The sequence below is a fragment of the Niveispirillum sp. FG156 genome, from assembly GCF_057809555.1.
Genome location: NZ_JBMDKE010000047.1, coordinates 14,074 through 29,859 on the forward strand (window position 1 = coordinate 14,074; position 15,786 = coordinate 29,859).

Annotated in this window: 12 protein-coding genes and 3 tRNA genes; 11 read left to right on the forward strand and 4 right to left on the reverse strand. The window is 65.2% G+C overall.

Annotated features, from left to right (window positions below; all coding sequences use genetic code 11):
- Window position 1: 1 nt before the first annotated feature.
- Window positions 2-75 (reverse strand) — tRNA-Gly (locus ACODSP_RS23890).
- A 79-nt stretch (window positions 76-154) separates the two neighbouring features.
- Window positions 155-239 (reverse strand) — tRNA-Tyr (locus tag ACODSP_RS23895).
- Between the two features lie 139 nt (window positions 240-378).
- On the opposite strand from ACODSP_RS23895, the gene rlmB reads away from it, so the two are divergent.
- The 5 genes from rlmB (at window position 379) to ACODSP_RS23920 (ending at window position 6,448) form a co-directional block, all read left to right on the forward strand.
- Window positions 379-1,584 carry a 23S rRNA (guanosine(2251)-2'-O)-methyltransferase RlmB gene (gene rlmB / locus ACODSP_RS23900; RefSeq protein WP_488968039.1) on the forward strand — a complete coding sequence of 402 codons (1,206 nt, stop codon included), beginning with the start codon at window positions 379-381 and terminating at the stop codon, window positions 1,582-1,584.
- A gap of 52 nt (window positions 1,585-1,636) precedes the next feature.
- A tRNA-Thr gene (locus ACODSP_RS23905) sits at window positions 1,637-1,711 on the forward strand.
- Window positions 1,712-2,212: 501 nt separating this feature from the next.
- Window positions 2,213-2,416, forward strand: coding sequence for a hypothetical protein (locus ACODSP_RS23910; RefSeq protein ID WP_488968040.1), 204 nt, complete (start codon window positions 2,213-2,215; stop codon window positions 2,414-2,416).
- Window positions 2,417-2,621: 205 nt separating this feature from the next.
- Window positions 2,622-4,310, forward strand: a complete 1,689-nt coding sequence (locus ACODSP_RS23915; RefSeq protein ID WP_488968041.1) for a hypothetical protein — start codon at window positions 2,622-2,624, stop codon at window positions 4,308-4,310.
- 107 nt (window positions 4,311-4,417) lie between these two features.
- Window positions 4,418-6,448, forward strand: a complete 2,031-nt coding sequence (locus tag ACODSP_RS23920) for an aminopeptidase P family protein (protein ID WP_488968042.1) — start codon at window positions 4,418-4,420, stop codon at window positions 6,446-6,448.
- Window positions 6,449-6,489: 41 nt separating this feature from the next.
- Here the strand turns inward: ACODSP_RS23920 and ACODSP_RS23925 are convergent, their stop codons facing one another.
- On the reverse strand, window positions 6,490-7,170 hold the full coding sequence (locus ACODSP_RS23925; RefSeq protein WP_054169434.1) for a TetR/AcrR family transcriptional regulator: 681 nt from the start codon (window positions 7,168-7,170) through the stop codon (window positions 6,490-6,492).
- Window positions 7,171-7,424: 254 nt separating this feature from the next.
- Between ACODSP_RS23925 and ACODSP_RS23930 the strand changes: the two genes are divergently transcribed.
- Together ACODSP_RS23930 and ACODSP_RS23935 are read left to right on the forward strand one after the other, a co-directional pair.
- A complete protein-coding gene (locus ACODSP_RS23930) occupies window positions 7,425-9,530 on the forward strand; it encodes a 3-hydroxyacyl-CoA dehydrogenase NAD-binding domain-containing protein (RefSeq protein WP_488968043.1) in 2,106 nt (701 codons plus the stop codon).
- Between the two features lie 151 nt (window positions 9,531-9,681).
- Entirely contained in the window at window positions 9,682-10,896 is a 1,215-nt protein-coding gene (locus ACODSP_RS23935) for an acyl-CoA dehydrogenase family protein (protein ID WP_488968044.1), read from the forward strand.
- Between the two features lie 115 nt (window positions 10,897-11,011).
- Here the strand turns inward: ACODSP_RS23935 and ACODSP_RS23940 are convergent, their stop codons facing one another.
- Window positions 11,012-11,593, reverse strand: coding sequence for an HD domain-containing protein (locus ACODSP_RS23940; RefSeq protein ID WP_488968045.1), 582 nt, complete (start codon window positions 11,591-11,593; stop codon window positions 11,012-11,014).
- 112 nt (window positions 11,594-11,705) lie between these two features.
- On the opposite strand from ACODSP_RS23940, the gene ACODSP_RS23945 reads away from it, so the two are divergent.
- The 4 genes from ACODSP_RS23945 to ACODSP_RS23960 all read left to right on the forward strand — a co-directional run bounded on the left by ACODSP_RS23945 (window position 11,706) and on the right by ACODSP_RS23960 (window position 15,747).
- On the forward strand, window positions 11,706-12,602 hold the full coding sequence (locus ACODSP_RS23945) for a LysR family transcriptional regulator (RefSeq protein WP_488968046.1): 897 nt from the start codon (window positions 11,706-11,708) through the stop codon (window positions 12,600-12,602).
- A gap of 106 nt (window positions 12,603-12,708) precedes the next feature.
- Entirely contained in the window at window positions 12,709-13,614 is a 906-nt protein-coding gene (locus tag ACODSP_RS23950) for a hypothetical protein (RefSeq protein ID WP_488968047.1), read from the forward strand.
- Between the two features lie 174 nt (window positions 13,615-13,788).
- On the forward strand, window positions 13,789-14,235 hold the full coding sequence (locus ACODSP_RS23955) for a tripartite tricarboxylate transporter TctB family protein (RefSeq protein ID WP_054169439.1): 447 nt from the start codon (window positions 13,789-13,791) through the stop codon (window positions 14,233-14,235).
- 3 nt (window positions 14,236-14,238) lie between these two features.
- Window positions 14,239-15,747: a tripartite tricarboxylate transporter permease gene (locus ACODSP_RS23960; protein ID WP_488968048.1), complete on the forward strand. Its 1,509-nt coding sequence runs from the start codon at window positions 14,239-14,241 to the stop codon at window positions 15,745-15,747.
- The last annotated feature ends 39 nt before the right edge of the window (window positions 15,748-15,786 follow it).

Genomic DNA, 15,786 nt, shown 5'->3' on the forward strand with positions numbered 1-15,786 from the left:
CTGGAGCGGGTGAAGGGAATCGAACCCTCGTCGTAAGCTTGGAAGGCTTCTGCTCTACCATTGAGCTACACCCGCACGGGTCGTTCGCCCACTCAACCGACTAACGTCACCACAAGCAGAACGGCGCGCCCCATATTCTGGGGCGCGCCTGAACTGGTGGAAGGGGCTGGATTCGAACCAGCGTACGCTATGCGGGCAGATTTACAGTCTGCTGCCTTTAACCACTCGGCCACCCTTCCGCGGTGCCGTTCTCGGCCAGCGGCCTGAACGGAGTGCGGGTTATAAGGATTAAATCGCCCCTGTCAACGCCAATCTGACATGCGTCTTCATTCTTTCTATCCGCTGGCGGAAATCCTGGGTTTGAACGAAAGTGCGTAAATGAGAAACCGACCCCCCTCCCCTAAATCCGGTCGCCCCGGTGGTAAAGGCGGCGCCAGCGGTAGCGGCGCCGGACGCCCCGGCGCCCGCTCCCCCTCGCGCGATACCCGTCGTGATGATGACAATCCCCGCGCGGCGCGTGGCCCCAAGGCCGGGGGCAAGCCCGGCTTTGCCAAGCCCGCCCGCGATGGTGACGCGCGCCCGCCGCGCGGCCCCCGCCGTGAGGATGATACGCGCGGCGCGCGTACCGGCGGCGACAGCCGTCCGCCCCGTGGCCCGCGTCCCGATCGGCGCCCCGAGCGGAACGATGACCGCCGGGATGATCGGCGTGACGATCGCCGCGATGACCGCCGGCCCGCTGCCGGCCAGGACCGAAGCGGCGCCGAACGCCGCCGCCCGATGAGTGCGGCCGAGGAGCTGGGTTTCGAACCCACGCCCCTGCGCGCCACCACCGGCCCGGCGCTGAACAAGCACAATCTGCTATATGGCGTGCATGCCGCCTCGGCGGCCTGGATGAACCCGCGCCGCAAGATCCGCGACCTGTTCGTCACCGAATCAGGCCTGGAGGCGCTGGAAGAGGCGTTCCAGAAGGCGTCCGATGCCGAGCTGGACCGGCCCGAGCCGCGCCTGGTGGAAAAGGAAGAGATCGACAAGCTGCTGCCGCCCGGCGCCGTGCACCAGGGCGTGGCCCTGTCCTGCGCCCCGCTGGCCGAGGTGGAGATCGAGGATGTCGTCGATGCCGCCGCCGACGATCCGCTGGCCCTGGTGGTCGTGCTGGATCAGGTGACGGACCCGCACAATGTCGGCGCCGTCCTGCGTTCCGCCGCCGCCTTTGGCGCCAAGGCCGTGATCGTGCAGGACCGCCACGCCCCGCCCGTCACCGGCACCCTGGCCAAGACGGCATCGGGCGCGGTGGAGGCGGTGCCGCTGGTGCGCGTCACCAACCTGGCCCGCGCCATCGATCAGTTGAAAGCCGCCAGCTTCTGGACCGTCGCCTTGGCCGAATCGGGTGCCCGTCACCTGCATGAGGTCGATCTGTCAGGCCGCACGGCCCTGATTCTCGGCTCCGAAGGCGACGGCATCCGTCGTCTGACGGGCGAACGGGCCGATGAAATCGTCAAGCTGCCCACCGGCGGCCCCGTCGGCAGCCTGAATGTTTCCACGGCAGCCGCCGTGGCTCTTTACGAGGTCGCGCGGCGACGCTAATGTCCCCGCCCGTTCGCCGGAGGGGTCCTCCCTCCGGCAACTCGCCTGGATCGCCGGCTTAGCTCAGTGGTAGAGCAACCGCCTTGTAAGCGGTAGGTCGTCAGTTCAATCCTGACAGCCGGCACCAGTGCCCCGTCTGACCAAAGGGTTGCAGGCGGCTTTCAAGCTGCGGACGCCGCAGCATCTTTTCCGAAATTCGTTACGGAACCCACGGGGCCCTTTCGGCTGTCCCGATCCGTCTTCCGCCGCCGCTGATCCAGACGGATCGTGCAGGCGCGCGCCTATGCATCCGCCCGCCCGAATTTGGTTCGTTGAGTGAATATATTCAATATTCTCTCTATACGTTAGAGCTACACCAATTTAAACGTTGAAGAGTCATATAACCAACAGATATTCTCGTAAATGGATACGCCGACTGCCGTTTTGTCCTTGCTGAAAGGAACGGCCAGGAACAGAACTCCAGTGACCTTTCGGGCTGCTGACAGATCAGCCTGCGGCTTTCACAAGCACCGACAGAATGGTTTGCCCCGGCATATCGGCGGGCGAGGCGACGTGCGCCCTGCCCCAAGCAACCGCGGAAGGCGGTATTCGGAGATCCTAAATAACAATGACTTGATGGAGCATAGAAATGCCTGCTGTTGCCTATGCAACCGGTAATGGATCGACCACGGCCTTTACCATGCCCTGGACGGTTTCCAATCCTCTGCTTTTCCTGTCTTTCCAGGACGGCGCCTGTGTCCCGCCCACGGCCTATACGATCAGCGGCACGACGATCACCTATACCAGCGCACCGCCGAACAACGCGCAGATTTGCTGGCGAAACCTGTCGTGACTTAGCGCCCCACGGGGGAGCGCCCCCCTTCCGGGCTCTGGCGCCCGGACAATCAGCGCGACCTGCACCCTCGACGCATATCCCGCCGGTGCTGCGCCTTACCGGTCGGTAGAGGCTGACAGCCGCCCGAACGCGGCCTTGAATCCTTGCGTCATCGCCATTCGACAGGAACGGCGCGTTCCAGACCCATATCGGAGCGAATCCTATGCCTTTGACCGTCATGTATCCGCGCACCATCGCCGGTGCGCCGCTGACCGTGCTCGACCAGACACCCGGCGGCACCACATCGAACTATGGCCCCATCCTGTCGGGAATGCCCGGGCCGTTTCAGGTGGGGGCGGGTTCCTACCCCATCACCTCGAACGTCACGATCACGCAGCCGCTGCAATTCTGCATCGGAGCGCGGCTTGTCATCGCTTCCGGTGTCACGCTGACAATCAACGCGCATATCGATGCCGACTGGTACCAGCAGATTTTCGATACGAGCGCATCCAATGCCAGCGTCGTCGGCACCTTTGGCAACAGCAGCATCTCCCCAGGCTGGTGGGGGGCGGTGCCGAACGGTCACCCCAACGGTTCCGGAACGAATAATCTGAAGGCTTTCCAGGAATGCCTGCGGGCCCGCCACCGTTCCGACAGCGTGGCGGCGCGCGTGTTCGTGCCCGCCGGTCGCTGGTTGATCGAGGGGCCGGCGGCGGCGGCAGTGCCGGGGCTGGCCGCAGCCGGGCTGCTGCAGCTCTATCCCGGTGACTGCATGACGGGTGAAGGCTGGGACAGTTGCACCATCATCGTCGGCAATACCAGCAGCGGCAACGTCATCTCCGTCGGCGCCCCCAACACGCAGGGTCCGCCATCGGAAGTGGGCGGCTTCATGCTGGTCGCGGAGATCGGGGGCGCCTTCAGCTGCAACGGGCTGATGGTCTATGCCAATGGCGCCCAGGTACGGGATGTCTGGATCAGCGGCTTCTCCACGGGCCTGCGACTGGACAGCACGGACCAGTTCGCCCGCAATTTCGTGGTCGAGCATTGCTCTGAGGGCCTGCGTGTACAGCGCGGCGGCACGACCGTCAGCGATGGTGAGGTTTTCCTCTGCGGCAACGCCATCATCATCGAGCATCAGGATAATCAGGGCATCACGGTGATGGACAATGTCCGCGTCGTGGGCCGTGATCAGGCGCAGTCGGGCGGCCTGGGCATCGTGGTGACAGGAACCACGACCAAGGCCCAGATCATCAACTGCGCCGTGGAAGGCCAGTTCCTTACATTGGGCTATTGGCTGGTCAACACGCCATGGACGCAGCTTACCAATTGCAGTGCCAAGATGTATGGCAATGCCGACGGTCTGCGCATCGAAGCGGCTTCCGGCGTGCTGGTGGAGAATTTCCAGGCCGAGGTCTATGACGGCACGCCCAGCAGCAACAAAGGCATTGCCGTCATCAACAATAGCGGCACCGTGTCGATCACGGGTGGGCGGGTCCGGAACTTCTGGTACGGCGCCTATAATGAAACGGCGGGCGACACTGTCTGCTATACCGGCCTGATCGCCAACGGCAACCGGTTCCGCGGTATGCATACGGAACGCTGCACCACGTTGAACGTGGTCGGCGGCTCCTATTCCTACAATAGCGGAGCGGGTTCCAATGATTGCGGCATTTTCGGCCTGATCGCGGCGGCGGCGGATGTCCACCTCTATACGGGGGTGCTGGCGGTCAATGGTGGTGCCGCGACTCAGGATTACGGCATCCGCTATCAGATCAACGTGGTTGGTGCCCGCGTCCGCATATCCGGCGCAACCGCTGCGATGAACAACACCACCGCACAGGTGACCGCCGCCGGCGGCACCTATACGGCGGCGCCGCAGTTCGTGGTTGGCGCCGAAGTGGTGACAGCCTGAGAGGACGTGCCCCCGGCGGCAATATCGCCGGGGGCACCCCACCCCTTGCGCACCCGCGCCCAGCGCACTAGCGTGGCGGCACCAATAAAGCTCGCGGGAGCCATAAAGTGTCTGTCAGCCTCCATACCGTTCCCTACCAGGGTGACGCCGTCCTGGCCGATCTGTTGCGTGCCGACGGGATTGACCGGTCGGTCGCGTCCGTCCGGGACCTGATCGCCGGGGTCAATGCTGCGCCGGATGGGGAATTGCCCCATGCCTGGCTGGATCTTGTGTCGGCCCGGCGGTCGGATGCGACGTCGGAGCAGTTGACGGCCCTGCGTGCCACCATCGACCGGCCCGCCGACCCGGCCACGGGCGACCATGCCGCCCGTCTGGCCGCATTGCGCGCCGAGTTGAAGCGCCGGGGGCTGGACGGTTTCGTCGTGCCGCGCGCCGATGAGTATCAGGGCGAATATGTGCCGCTGCGCGGCAGCCGTCTGGCCTGGATCAGCGGCTTCACAGGGTCGGCGGGCGCCGTCGTCGTGCTGCTGGACAGGGCCGCCATCTTCATCGATGGCCGCTACACGATCCAGGCGCGCCAGGAAGTGTCGCCGGGCCTGTTCAGCTATCACCATCTGATAGAGGAGTTTCACGGCGACTGGGCAGCGGCCAACCTGCCGGCCGGCGCCAAGCTGGGCTTTGATCCCTGGATGCATACGGGTGCCTGGGCCGACAAGATGCGTGCCAGCCTAACGCCCGCCGGCGTGGAACTGGTGGCGACAGAGGGCAGCCCGGTTGACGCCGTTTGGGCCGATCAGCCGCCCGCCCCGCTGGGCGTGGTCAACATCCAGCCGCTGTCCGCCGCCGGTCGTTCCGCGTCGGACAAGCGCGCCGATATTGCCCAAGCCCTGGCCAAGCTGAAAGCCGATGCCACCGTGCTGACCCAGCCGGACAGCATTGCCTGGCTGTTGAATGTGCGCGGGGCCGATGTGCCCTGCACGCCGCTGCCGCTGTCCTTTGCCACTATCCGTGCCGACGGCAATGTCGACTGGTTCGTGGATCGCCGCAAGCTGGCACCGGGCCTGGAGGAGCATCTGGGCAATCAGGTTTCCATCCGCGCACCTGATGAGCTGGCCGGCGCGCTGGACACCCTGGGGGCGGCGGGTGCCAAGGTCCGCCTGGATGGCGGCACCGCCGCCCTGTGGGTGGTGGATCGTCTGGCCAAGGCGGGGGCGAAGCTGGACCAGGGCGGCGACCCTTGTGTCCTGCCCAAGGCCGTGAAGAACCAGACCGAGATCGAGGGCGCCAGGGCCGCCCATCGCCGCGATGGTGCGGCCCTGGTCCGCTTCCTGCGCTGGTTCGATGAAGAGGCGCCGAAGGGTGGGCTGGACGAGCTGACCGTGGTGGACAGGCTGCACAAGGCCCGTCAGGGGGCTGCCGATTTCCGGGGTCCCAGCTTTGAGACGATCAGCGGGGCCGGCCCCAACGGCGCCATCGTGCATTACCGCGCGACCCCGGCCACCAACCGCCGGATCGAGAATAACAGCGTCTTCCTGCTGGATAGCGGCGGGCAGTATCTGGACGGCACCACCGACATTACCCGCACCCTGGCCGTCGGCGATGTCGGGCCGCAGGCGCGCCGGCATTTCACCCTGGTGCTGAAGGGCCATATCGCGCTGAACCGCGCCCGGTTCCCCGCCGGCACCGCCGGCAGCCAGTTGGACAGTCTGGCCCGCCAGTTCCTGTGGCAGTACGGGCTGGATTACGACCATGGCACGGGCCATGGCATCGGTTCCTACCTGTCGGTGCATGAAGGGCCGCAGCGTATCGGCAAACAGCTGAACAGCGTCACCATCCTGCCCGGCATGATCTTCTCCAACGAGCCGGGCTATTACCTGACCGGGTCCTATGGCCTGCGCATGGAGAATCTGGAGCTGGTGGTGCCGGTGGCGATCCAGGGTGCGGAGCGGCCCATGCTGGGCTTTGAGACGCTGACCGTCTGCCCCATCGACCGCCGCATGGTCGACCGCGACCTGCTGACCGGGGAAGAGCGGGATTGGGTCAACGCCTATCATGCGCGGGTGAAGGCGGAATTGTCGCCGCTGGTCTCGGGCGATGATCTGGCCTGGCTGGAACAGGCGACGGCGCCGTTGCTGTAACAGGGCTGTCGCATGCGCTTGCGCTTATGCGACAAAACCCATCACCCCTTGGCTGTGTACGGCGCCTCCAGGCCCGCCGTCACATAATCGATGACGCGGGCGGCCACGGCGTCCAGATCATCCAGCTGGCACAGGCCGCCCGACAGCGTTTCCAGACGCTTCATGTCGGTGTAGAGCGAGTGCTGCACGCCCATGGCGAAATGCAGCCGCCAATAGACCTCATGCTGCGGCAAATGCGGCAGGGCGCGGGCGAGCGACAGGGCGAAGCGCTGCAAATGCCCCACCTCCTTGTCCAGCATCTCGCGCGCCTCTGCCGGGCCATCGCCGCGCGCAAAGGCCACGAACTGGTTGTAAAGCGCCAGCCGGGTGGAGGTGAAGGAATAGCGGATGGCGGGAAGGACCAGGGCCGCCACAATCTCCCGCACGGGCGGGGTGCCGCCGCCGGCCCTCTCCTCCGCCTCCCGCAGAAGGCGGGCGCGGGCGCGGTTCAGCTCGATGGCGCCGCGCCGGAACAGGGCGATCAGCAGCGCATCCTTGGACCCGAAATGGTAATTCACGGCGGCCAGATTGACGCCCGCCGCCTGCGTCAGCTCCCGCAGCGACACCGCCGAGTAGGTCTTCTCCGCAAACAGCTTTTCCGCCGCGTCCAGGATCACCTCCTTGGTATCCTGACGCCCGCCGGTCGATTCCATGTCGGCGGCGATATCGGCCCCTGCCTTCATCCTGCTTCGTCCCCAGTTTGCCCTGAACCACCCCTTGCCGGGGCATATTGAGTCCGTATCAAACGGCTGTTCATACTTTACCGGGCGGATGCGGCCGCGCCAACCGTCCTGTAACCCCATCATTCCGCATGGCTGACGTAACGGAAGGTCCATGCCCCCGCATGCATTGACTTAAACGGGCGTTTGAATTTAGCATGCTGTCAAAGGAACAACGCGGCATCATGGTTGGATGCCGTCAGCAGGGGGAAGGCCAGATGACCCAGTCGCCCGTCCGTTATGACCGCCAGGGTGCGGTCGGCATCGTCACCGTGGACAGCCCGCCCGTAAATGCCCTGTCGCAGGCCGTACGTCAGGGCCTGTGGGACCGGGTGACGGAAGGGTTCAACGATCCCGCCGTGACGGCACTGATCATCGTCGGTGCGGGCCGCACCTTCATCGCCGGGGCCGACATTGCCGAGTTCATCAAGGGCGGCATGGGCGAGCCGGACCTGAACGACGTCAACGACCTGATCGAATCGGGCCCGAAGCCGGTGATCGCCGCCCTGCACGGCACGGCGCTGGGCGGCGGGCTGGAAGTGGCCTTGTCCTGCCACTACCGCGTTGCCGTGCCCAAGGCGCTGGTCGGATTGCCGGAAGTGAAGCTGGGCATCCTGCCCGGCGGCGGCGGCACACAGCGGCTGTCGCGACTGGTGGGGGCTAAGACCGCGATCGAAATGATCACCAGCGGCGCCTTCATCCCCGCCGCCAAGGCCCAGGCGCTGGGTATCGTCGATCATGTCGGCGAGGGGTCGGACCCGCTTTCCGTCGCCCTGTCCTTCGCCGCATCCCTGCAAGCTGGCCCGCATAAGCGCACCCGCGACCGCGAGGAAAGGCTGGCCGCCGACCGGGGCAGCAGCGTGTTTGATGAGGCGCGGGCGGCCCTGGCCAAATCCGCCCGTAACCAGTTCGCGCCCCAGCGCTGCGTCGATGCCGTGGAAGCGGCCTTTACCCTGCCGTTTGATCAGGGGCTGACGCGGGAGCGTGCCCTGTTCATGCAATGCATGGCGCATGATCAGGCCAAGGCCCTGATCCATGTGTTCTTTGCCGAACGCGCCGTGACCAAGATCCCCGATGTGCCGCCCAGCGTGCCCGCGCGCAAGATCGGCCAAGTCGCGGTGCTGGGCAGCGGCACCATGGGCGGCGGCATCGCCATGAACTTCGTCAATGCCGGCATTCCCGTGCGCCTGCTGGACCTGGATCAGGCGGCCCTGGACCGTGGCATTGGTGTGATCGCCAAGAATTATGCCGGCACCGTCGCCAAGGGCAAGCTGTCCCAGGCCGACATGGACAAGCGCCTGTCCCTGATCCAGCCCACCACCGACTATGCCGATCTGGCCGATGCCGACCTGATCGTGGAGGCGGTGTTTGAGGATGCGGATGTGAAGGCCAAGGTCTTCCGCCGCCTGGATGAGGTGGCAAAGCAAGGTGCCATCCTGGCGTCCAACACCTCCACCCTGGACCTCGACGCCATCGCCGCCAACACGGGCCGGCCCGCCGATGTCATCGGCATGCATTTCTTCAGCCCGGCCAATGTGATGAAGCTGCTGGAGGTGGTGCGCGGCACGCATACGGCGCCGGATGTCATCGCCACCGCCATGGCCGTGGGCAAGCAGATCGGCAAGGTCAGCGTGCTGGTCGGCAATTGCGACGGCTTCGTCGGCAACCGCATGGTGCAGTATTACGCGACCGAGGCGCAGCGTCTGGTGATTGAGGGGGCGTCCATCGAACAGGTGGATCAGGCGGCCCTGGAATTCGGTCTGGCCATGGGGCCGTTCGCCATGGGCGATCTGGCCGGGCTGGACGTCATGGGCTTCATCCGCGCCCGTCGTGTGGCCGCCGGCCTGATCTATGGCACGCCGCTGTCCGACCGGATCGATCCGGCGCGCAAGGGGCAGAAGAACGGGCGCGGCTGGTACCGGTATGAGCCGGGCAACCGCACCCCCCTGCCCGACCCCGACGTGACAGCCGTGATCGACGCCTATCGCGCCGAACGTGGCATCACGCCCCGGACGTTCAGCAACGATGAGATCGCAAAGCGCCTGATCTATTCGCTGGTGAATGAGGGCGCGAAAATCCTGGAAGACGGCATGGCACTACGGGCCGGCGATATCGACATTGTCTATATCTATGGCTACGGCTTCCCCGCCTGGCGCGGCGGCCCGATGAAGTTCGCGGAACTGTCGGGGCTGGACAATGTCCTGGCCGACATCACCCGCTACCACAATGATGCGGTCGCGGCGGGCGATGCCGATGGCGGCTATTGGGAGCCGGCACCACTGCTGCAACGGCTGGTGGCGGAGGGGAAGAAGGGCTTTGGGTGACGGGGTTTGCTTGATCGTCATCCCGGCGAAAGCCGGGACCCAGGGGCCACAAGGTCCGCGCGTTTCCATCCAACCGTCTCGCCCCTGACCCTGGGTCCCGGCTTTCGCCGGGATGACGGGAAGGAGCTTCACCTGAATGAAAGCCCCCGCCATGACCGCCATATTCGAGATGTCGCCCCGCGCCCGTGACCTGCATGAGCGGGTCACGGCCTTCATGGATGCCTATATCTACCCCAACGAAAAGGCGCTGGCCGCGCAGGTGGCCGAAGGTCCGACACGGTGGAAGCCGGTGCCGTTGCTGGAGGAACTGAAGGCCAAGGCCAAACAGGCCGGCCTCTGGAACCTGTTTCTGCCGGAAAGTGACCTGGGCGCCGGCCTGACCAACCTGGAATATGCACCGCTGTGCGAGATCATGGGGCGCAGCCATTGGGCGCCGGAAGTGTTCAACTGCTCAGCCCCTGATACCGGCAATATGGAAGTGTTGGTTCGCTATGGCACGGAAGAACACAAGGAACGCTGGCTGAAACCGCTGCTGGCCGGTGAAATCCGCTCTGCCTTTGCCATGACGGAACCGGAGGTGGCGTCATCGGATGCCACCAACATCGCCACCCGCATCATCCGCGACGGCGATGATTATGTGATCAATGGCCGCAAATGGTGGATCAGCGGGGCCAGCGACACGCGCTGCAAGATCATGATCGTCATGGGCAAGACCGACCCGGACGGCACCGACCGGCATCGCCAGCAATCCATGATCCTGGTCCCCACCGATACGCCGGGCGTCACGGTCAAGCGGCCCCTGCCCGTCTTCGGCTATGACGACGCGCCGCATGGTCATTCAGAGGTACTGTTTGAGAATGTGCGCGTGCCGGCCAGCAACCTGCTGCTGGGGGAGGGGCGGGGGTTTGAGATTGCGCAGGGCCGCCTGGGTCCCGGCCGCATCCATCATTGCATGCGCCTGATCGGGGCATCCGAACGCGCCTTGGAGCTGATGTGCCAGCGGCTTTCCAGCCGTGTGGCCTTTGGCAAGCCGGTGGCGGCGCAGTCGATCTGGCTGGAACGTATTGCGGACGCCCGCATCGCCATCGATCAGGCCCGCCTGCTGACCCTGCAGGCAGCCCATATGATGGATACGGTGGGCAACAAGGTGGCCAAGGCCCAGATCGCCATGATCAAGGTCGTAGCCCCCAACGTCGCCTGTCAGGTCATCGACATGGCCATCCAGGCCCATGGCGGCGGCGGCGTCTGCGATGATTTCCCCCTGGCCTGGGCCTACGCCAGTGCCCGTACCCTGCGCATCGCCGACGGCCCGGACGAGGTCCACCGCAACCAGATCGGCAAGATGGAACTGGGCAAGTATCGTTGATTGTTCCCTCAAGCGCCGGGCGCCGCCATCCGGCGGCTTGGCTTGCGGCACCACGGGGTGCCGGGCCGGCAGTCGCCGACCTCCGGCGGTCATTTTCAATGAGCGCCGGTATAATTCACCCCATCCCGAACCACCCCGCATCGCGGGCCGCATTCAGGCGGTCTGCGATATGGTCCCAAAGCGCCGGGCACCCCGCCGCGATGGGCGGACCGACGCGGGACACCACCTGTTCATAGCGCACCCCGTTCTCCCACCAGCTCTGGCCATTATTGGCAAGGTTCAGCAGGACGGGGGCAGCGCGGTCCATGGCCTGGGCGAACCGCGCCTCCCGGCTCTGCCCCGCCTCGAATTCCCGCCACAGGTCCAACAGCGGCGCCCCCTGCCCGTCCGGCAGCAGCCCCAGGATACGCGCCACCGCCTGTTCCTCCGCAGCCTTGCGTACCTGCCGGCCCGCTTCGATGAAGAACAGCGTGTCGCCCGTCTCAATCTCCCCGATATCATGGACCAGCAGCATGCGGATCACCTGGTCCATGTCGGTGCCGGGTTCGGCATGGGGTGCCATGGCCAGGGCCAGCATGGCGAGGTGCCAGCTATGTTCGGCTGAATTCTCATACCGATCCTGGCCCAGCGGTTTCACCTTGCGCGTCACCGCCTTCAACCGGTCCAGTTCCAGAATGAACGCCACCACCTGTTCCATCACACCCTTCCTGTGCCTTGTCTGCACAACAGGATAAGGGCGGGCGGGGCCGGACAAAACCGGCTATGGTTCGCGACACTACGGACGGATTGGTCCGCAATAGGAGCAGATCATGGACCGGTTCGGCGGCATTCATCTGTTCATGCAGGCGGCCCAGACGCGCAGCTTCGTGGAGGCGGGGCGGCTGTCGGGCGTCTCTGCCTCCGCCGTGGGCAAGGCGGTGGCACGGCTGGAGGAACGGCTGGGCGTGCGGCTGTTCCACCGCTCCACCCGCAGCATCACCCTGACGCCAGAAGGCAAACTGTTCCTGGACCATTGCCAGCGCATCCAGGCGGAAATGGCGGCAGCGGAGGCGGCCCTGGCCGGCGCACGCACCACCCCCGCCGGCCCCCTGCGCATCGCTATCCCGGCGGTGGCGGAGGCGGCATTGCTGCCGCTGCTGTCCGGCTTCATGCGGACCTATCCCGACATCATGCTGGAGATCGACGCCAGCGACCGGCTGGTCGACCTGATCGAAGAGGGGTTTGACGCCGCCATCCGTACCGGCGCCCAGGCCGATTCGCGGCTGATGGGCCGGCGGCTGGGTGGCTTCCGTCATCAGATCGTGGCGGCGCCTGCCTATCTGGCGGAACGGGGCAGACCGCAGACGCCGGCGGACCTGTGCCGGCATGCCTGTCTGCACCATCGCCACCCGGTGACGGGCAAGCCGGAACCCTGGCCCCTGATCGCGCATGATGACGCCCCACCACCCGACCTTCCCGTCGCCGGGATCGCCGGCACAGCCCAGGCACGCGCCATGCTGGCCGCCGATGGGTTGGGCATTGCCTGCGTTCCGGACTTCGTGGCCCGCCCGCTGCTGGATGCGGGGCGGCTGGTGGATATGCTTGGCGACCATGTCATGGCCGCGGGACAATTTCATCTGCTGTGGCCCGCCGGACGCCATCTGTCACCCCGGATCAGGGCCTTCCTGGACCATGTAACCGCCGGTTTCGCTTTGACGAGCGGTTGAAAACAGGTGGCGTTTTCCACTTGCCCCTTGGGCGAATCCGATGTGTGCTGTTAGTCATACGTTGGCATGCAAAAAGTCCGGTAAACGGACGAACGGGAGGAACTGCATGCGGTGGCTAGGGGCACTGCTGCTGTCATTGGTGATGCTGACGCCGTCCGAGGGCCGGGCGGCGGATAATGAGATTCGCACCTATCGCATCGAACATAACGCCTCCCCCGCCGGTCACAGCGTCCGTTCCTATTACCTGGATCTGATCGAGAAAATCCTGGCCGATACGGAGGCGGAATATGGGCCCGCACGGTTGCAGAAGGTACCGGAGGATGTGCCCCAGGCCCGGCTTCTGGCGCAGCTGGCGCATAACAAGCTGGACCTGCTCTGGACCACCACCAGCAATCTGCGCGAAGGGATCGTCACCCCCATCCGCATCCCCTTGGATATGGGCCTGACGGGACAGCGCGCCCTGGTCATCCGCGCCGACCGCAAGGCGGAATTCGACAAGATCACCAAGCTGGAGGAACTGTCGCAACTGAAGGCCTGCCAGGGTTCCTACTGGCCCGATACGGTCGTGCTGCGCGCAGCGGGATTGCGGGTGGTGGAATTCAACTGGATCGATATGGCCTATCCCGGCCTGCATGATGGCCGCTGCGACTATCTTCCCCGCGCCTTGAACGAGATTGACGGCGAAGTAGACGCCATCGGCGACAAGAATGTCATCGTCTATGACCGGCTGCTGCTGACCTACCCGCTGCCCATGTATCTGTTCGTGGCGCCTAACCAGCCGGAACTGGCCGAACGCATGCGGGTCGGTCTGGAGCGGATGGCCTATGGCGGGGACTTGCGCCGTTTTATGGAGCAGCATCCCGCAACCTCCATGATCTTCCCCCTGACCCGGTTCCAGGGCGCCCGCATCTTCCATCTGCCCAATCCCGACCTGCCCGCCCAGACGCCCCTGACCGACAAGGCCCTGTGGCTGGAGGTGGAGGCGGAGATGACCCCACGACCAAGGTCGTAAGCTTCCGGGCGGGCATTGCGCCCTGTTCATGGCCGGTTTACTCTGCACACATGGCGAAAAGCCCACCACCCGGCGCCCGGAGAACCCGGTAAAGCCGGGGGTTACAGCAGGGGAGGGATGGACGCATGCGGCGACCCGCGACCGGCTTCAACCGTCATGCTGGGGAGGGCCGCAATGCGTGTGCGTAGCCCCCAGGATCTGGTGGGCGGCATCGCCCTCATCCTCCTGTCCCTGCTGGCCTTCAGCCAGATCGGCGATCTGAAATTCGGCACAGCGTCGCGCATGGGGCCGGGATATTTCCCAACCGTGCTGGCCGGTCTGACGGGCCTGATGGGCGTGATCATCGCGGGCCGGTCATTGGTGCTGGACGGGCCGGCGCTGGACCAGTTGCATTGGCGTCAGGCCCTGCCCATCCTGGGGGCCATTCTGGCCTTCGGGCTGGCCATCCGGCCACTGGGGCTGGTCATCGCGTCGGCACTGCTGTTCGGGATCGCGGCGTTTGCCTCGTCCGACACGAAATGGCGGGAATTGCTGGTGGTCAGCGCCGCCCTGATCCTGTTCGCGGTCGGGCTGTTCGTGCTGGCCCTGGGCCTGCCCTTCCCCCTCTGGCCGAGGTTCTGATCCATGGATAATGTCTTTTCCAACCTCGCCATGGGGTTCGGGGCGGCGGCCACGCCCATCAATCTGGGCCTGTGCTTCATCGGCGCCCTGGTCGGCACGCTGATCGGCGTGTTGCCGGGCCTGGGGCCCATCGCCACCATCGCCATCCTGCTGCCTATCACCTTCTACCTGGACCCGCTGGGTGCGCTGATCATGCTGGCCGGCATCTATTACGGCGCGCAATATGGCGGCAGCACCACGGCCATCCTGGTCAATATGCCGGGCGAAACCTCGTCCGTCGTCACGACCCTGGACGGGCATCAGATGGCGCGAAAGGGCCGGGCCGGGCCGGCCCTGGCAATCGCGGCGCTGGGCTCATTCTTTGCGGGCTGTGTCGCCACCTTCATCGTGGCCCTGTTCGGCCCCGTACTGGCCGCCTTTGCCCAGAATTTCGGGCCACCGGAATATTTCGCGCTGATGCTGGTGGGTCTGATCGGCGCCACGGTCCTGGCCAGCGGGTCGGTGGTGAAGGCGGTGGCTATGATCATTGTCGGGCTGCTGCTGGGCTGTGTCGGGTCGGATATCGAAACGGGCGAACCGCGCATGACCTTCGGCATCCCGCAGATCGCGGAGGGGATCAATTTCACGACCCTGGCCGTGGGCCTGTTCGGGGTGGCGGAAATCCTGCGCAATCTGGAGAAGACCGCCGACCGCTCCGTCCTAGGCGCCAAGATCACGGGCCTGATGCCGACCTGGGCCGATATCAAGCAAAGCGCCATGCCCATCCTGCGCGGCACCGGCATCGGGTCGGTCCTGGGTATCCTGCCCGGCAATGGGGCCGTCCTGGCGCCCTATGCCAGCTACACGCTGGAAAAGAAAATCTCCAAGACCCCGTCGCGATTCGGCAAGGGCGCGATTGAGGGGGTGGCGGGACCGGAAAGTGCCAACAATGCCGGCGCACAGACCAGCTTCATCCCCCTACTGACCCTGGGCATTCCGCCCAATGCCGTGATGGCGATGATGGTCGGCGCCATGACCATCCAGGGCATCGTCCCCGGCCCGCAGGTGATGAATGAGAACCCGACGCTATTCTGGGGCATGATCGCCAGCATGTGGATCGGCAATGCCATGCTGGTCATCATCAACCTGCCGCTGGTCGGCGTCTGGGTCCGGCTGCTGAAGGTGCCCTACCGTATCCTGTTCCCGGCCATCCTGATGTTCTGCTGCATCGGGGTCTATTCCATCAACTCATCGGGGGTGGAGGTGATGCTGGTCGCCCTGTTCGGGGGTGTCGGCTACTTCCTGCTGAAGCATGGTTTTGAACCCGCACCCCTGCTGCTGGCCTTCGTTCTGGGGCCGCTGATGGAGGAGAATCTGCGCCGGTCCTTCCTGATCGCGCGCGGTGATCCGTCGATCTTTGTCACGCGGCCCCTGTCGGCCAGCCTGCTGGTCATTGCCCTGATCCTGATCGCCATCGTGCTGCTGCCCTCGGTGCGCAAGCGGCGCGAGGAGGTTTTCCAGGAAGAGGATTGACCCCACCCCTGTCCCCGAAACAAATCACACAAGACCAAA

What these genes read in the sequence shown, in the direction of transcription:
- ACODSP_RS23910 (WP_488968040.1), top strand. Translation starts at nt 2,213, where the DNA reads ATGCCTGCTGTTGCCTATGCAACCGGTAATGGATCGACCACGGCCTTT.
- ACODSP_RS23960 (WP_488968048.1), top strand. Translation starts at nt 14,239, where the DNA reads ATGGATAATGTCTTTTCCAACCTCGCCATGGGGTTCGGGGCGGCGGCC.
- ACODSP_RS23925 (WP_054169434.1), bottom strand. Translation starts at nt 7,170, where the DNA reads ATGAAGGCAGGGGCCGATATCGCCGCCGACATGGAATCGACCGGCGGG.
- ACODSP_RS23945 (WP_488968046.1), top strand. Translation starts at nt 11,706, where the DNA reads ATGGACCGGTTCGGCGGCATTCATCTGTTCATGCAGGCGGCCCAGACG.
- rlmB (WP_488968039.1), top strand. Translation starts at nt 379, where the DNA reads ATGAGAAACCGACCCCCCTCCCCTAAATCCGGTCGCCCCGGTGGTAAA.
- ACODSP_RS23930 (WP_488968043.1), top strand. Translation starts at nt 7,425, where the DNA reads ATGACCCAGTCGCCCGTCCGTTATGACCGCCAGGGTGCGGTCGGCATC.
- ACODSP_RS23915 (WP_488968041.1), top strand. Translation starts at nt 2,622, where the DNA reads ATGCCTTTGACCGTCATGTATCCGCGCACCATCGCCGGTGCGCCGCTG.
- ACODSP_RS23950 (WP_488968047.1), top strand. Translation starts at nt 12,709, where the DNA reads ATGCGGTGGCTAGGGGCACTGCTGCTGTCATTGGTGATGCTGACGCCG.
- ACODSP_RS23935 (WP_488968044.1), top strand. Translation starts at nt 9,682, where the DNA reads ATGACCGCCATATTCGAGATGTCGCCCCGCGCCCGTGACCTGCATGAG.
- ACODSP_RS23955 (WP_054169439.1), top strand. Translation starts at nt 13,789, where the DNA reads ATGCGTGTGCGTAGCCCCCAGGATCTGGTGGGCGGCATCGCCCTCATC.
- ACODSP_RS23940 (WP_488968045.1), bottom strand. Translation starts at nt 11,593, where the DNA reads ATGGAACAGGTGGTGGCGTTCATTCTGGAACTGGACCGGTTGAAGGCG.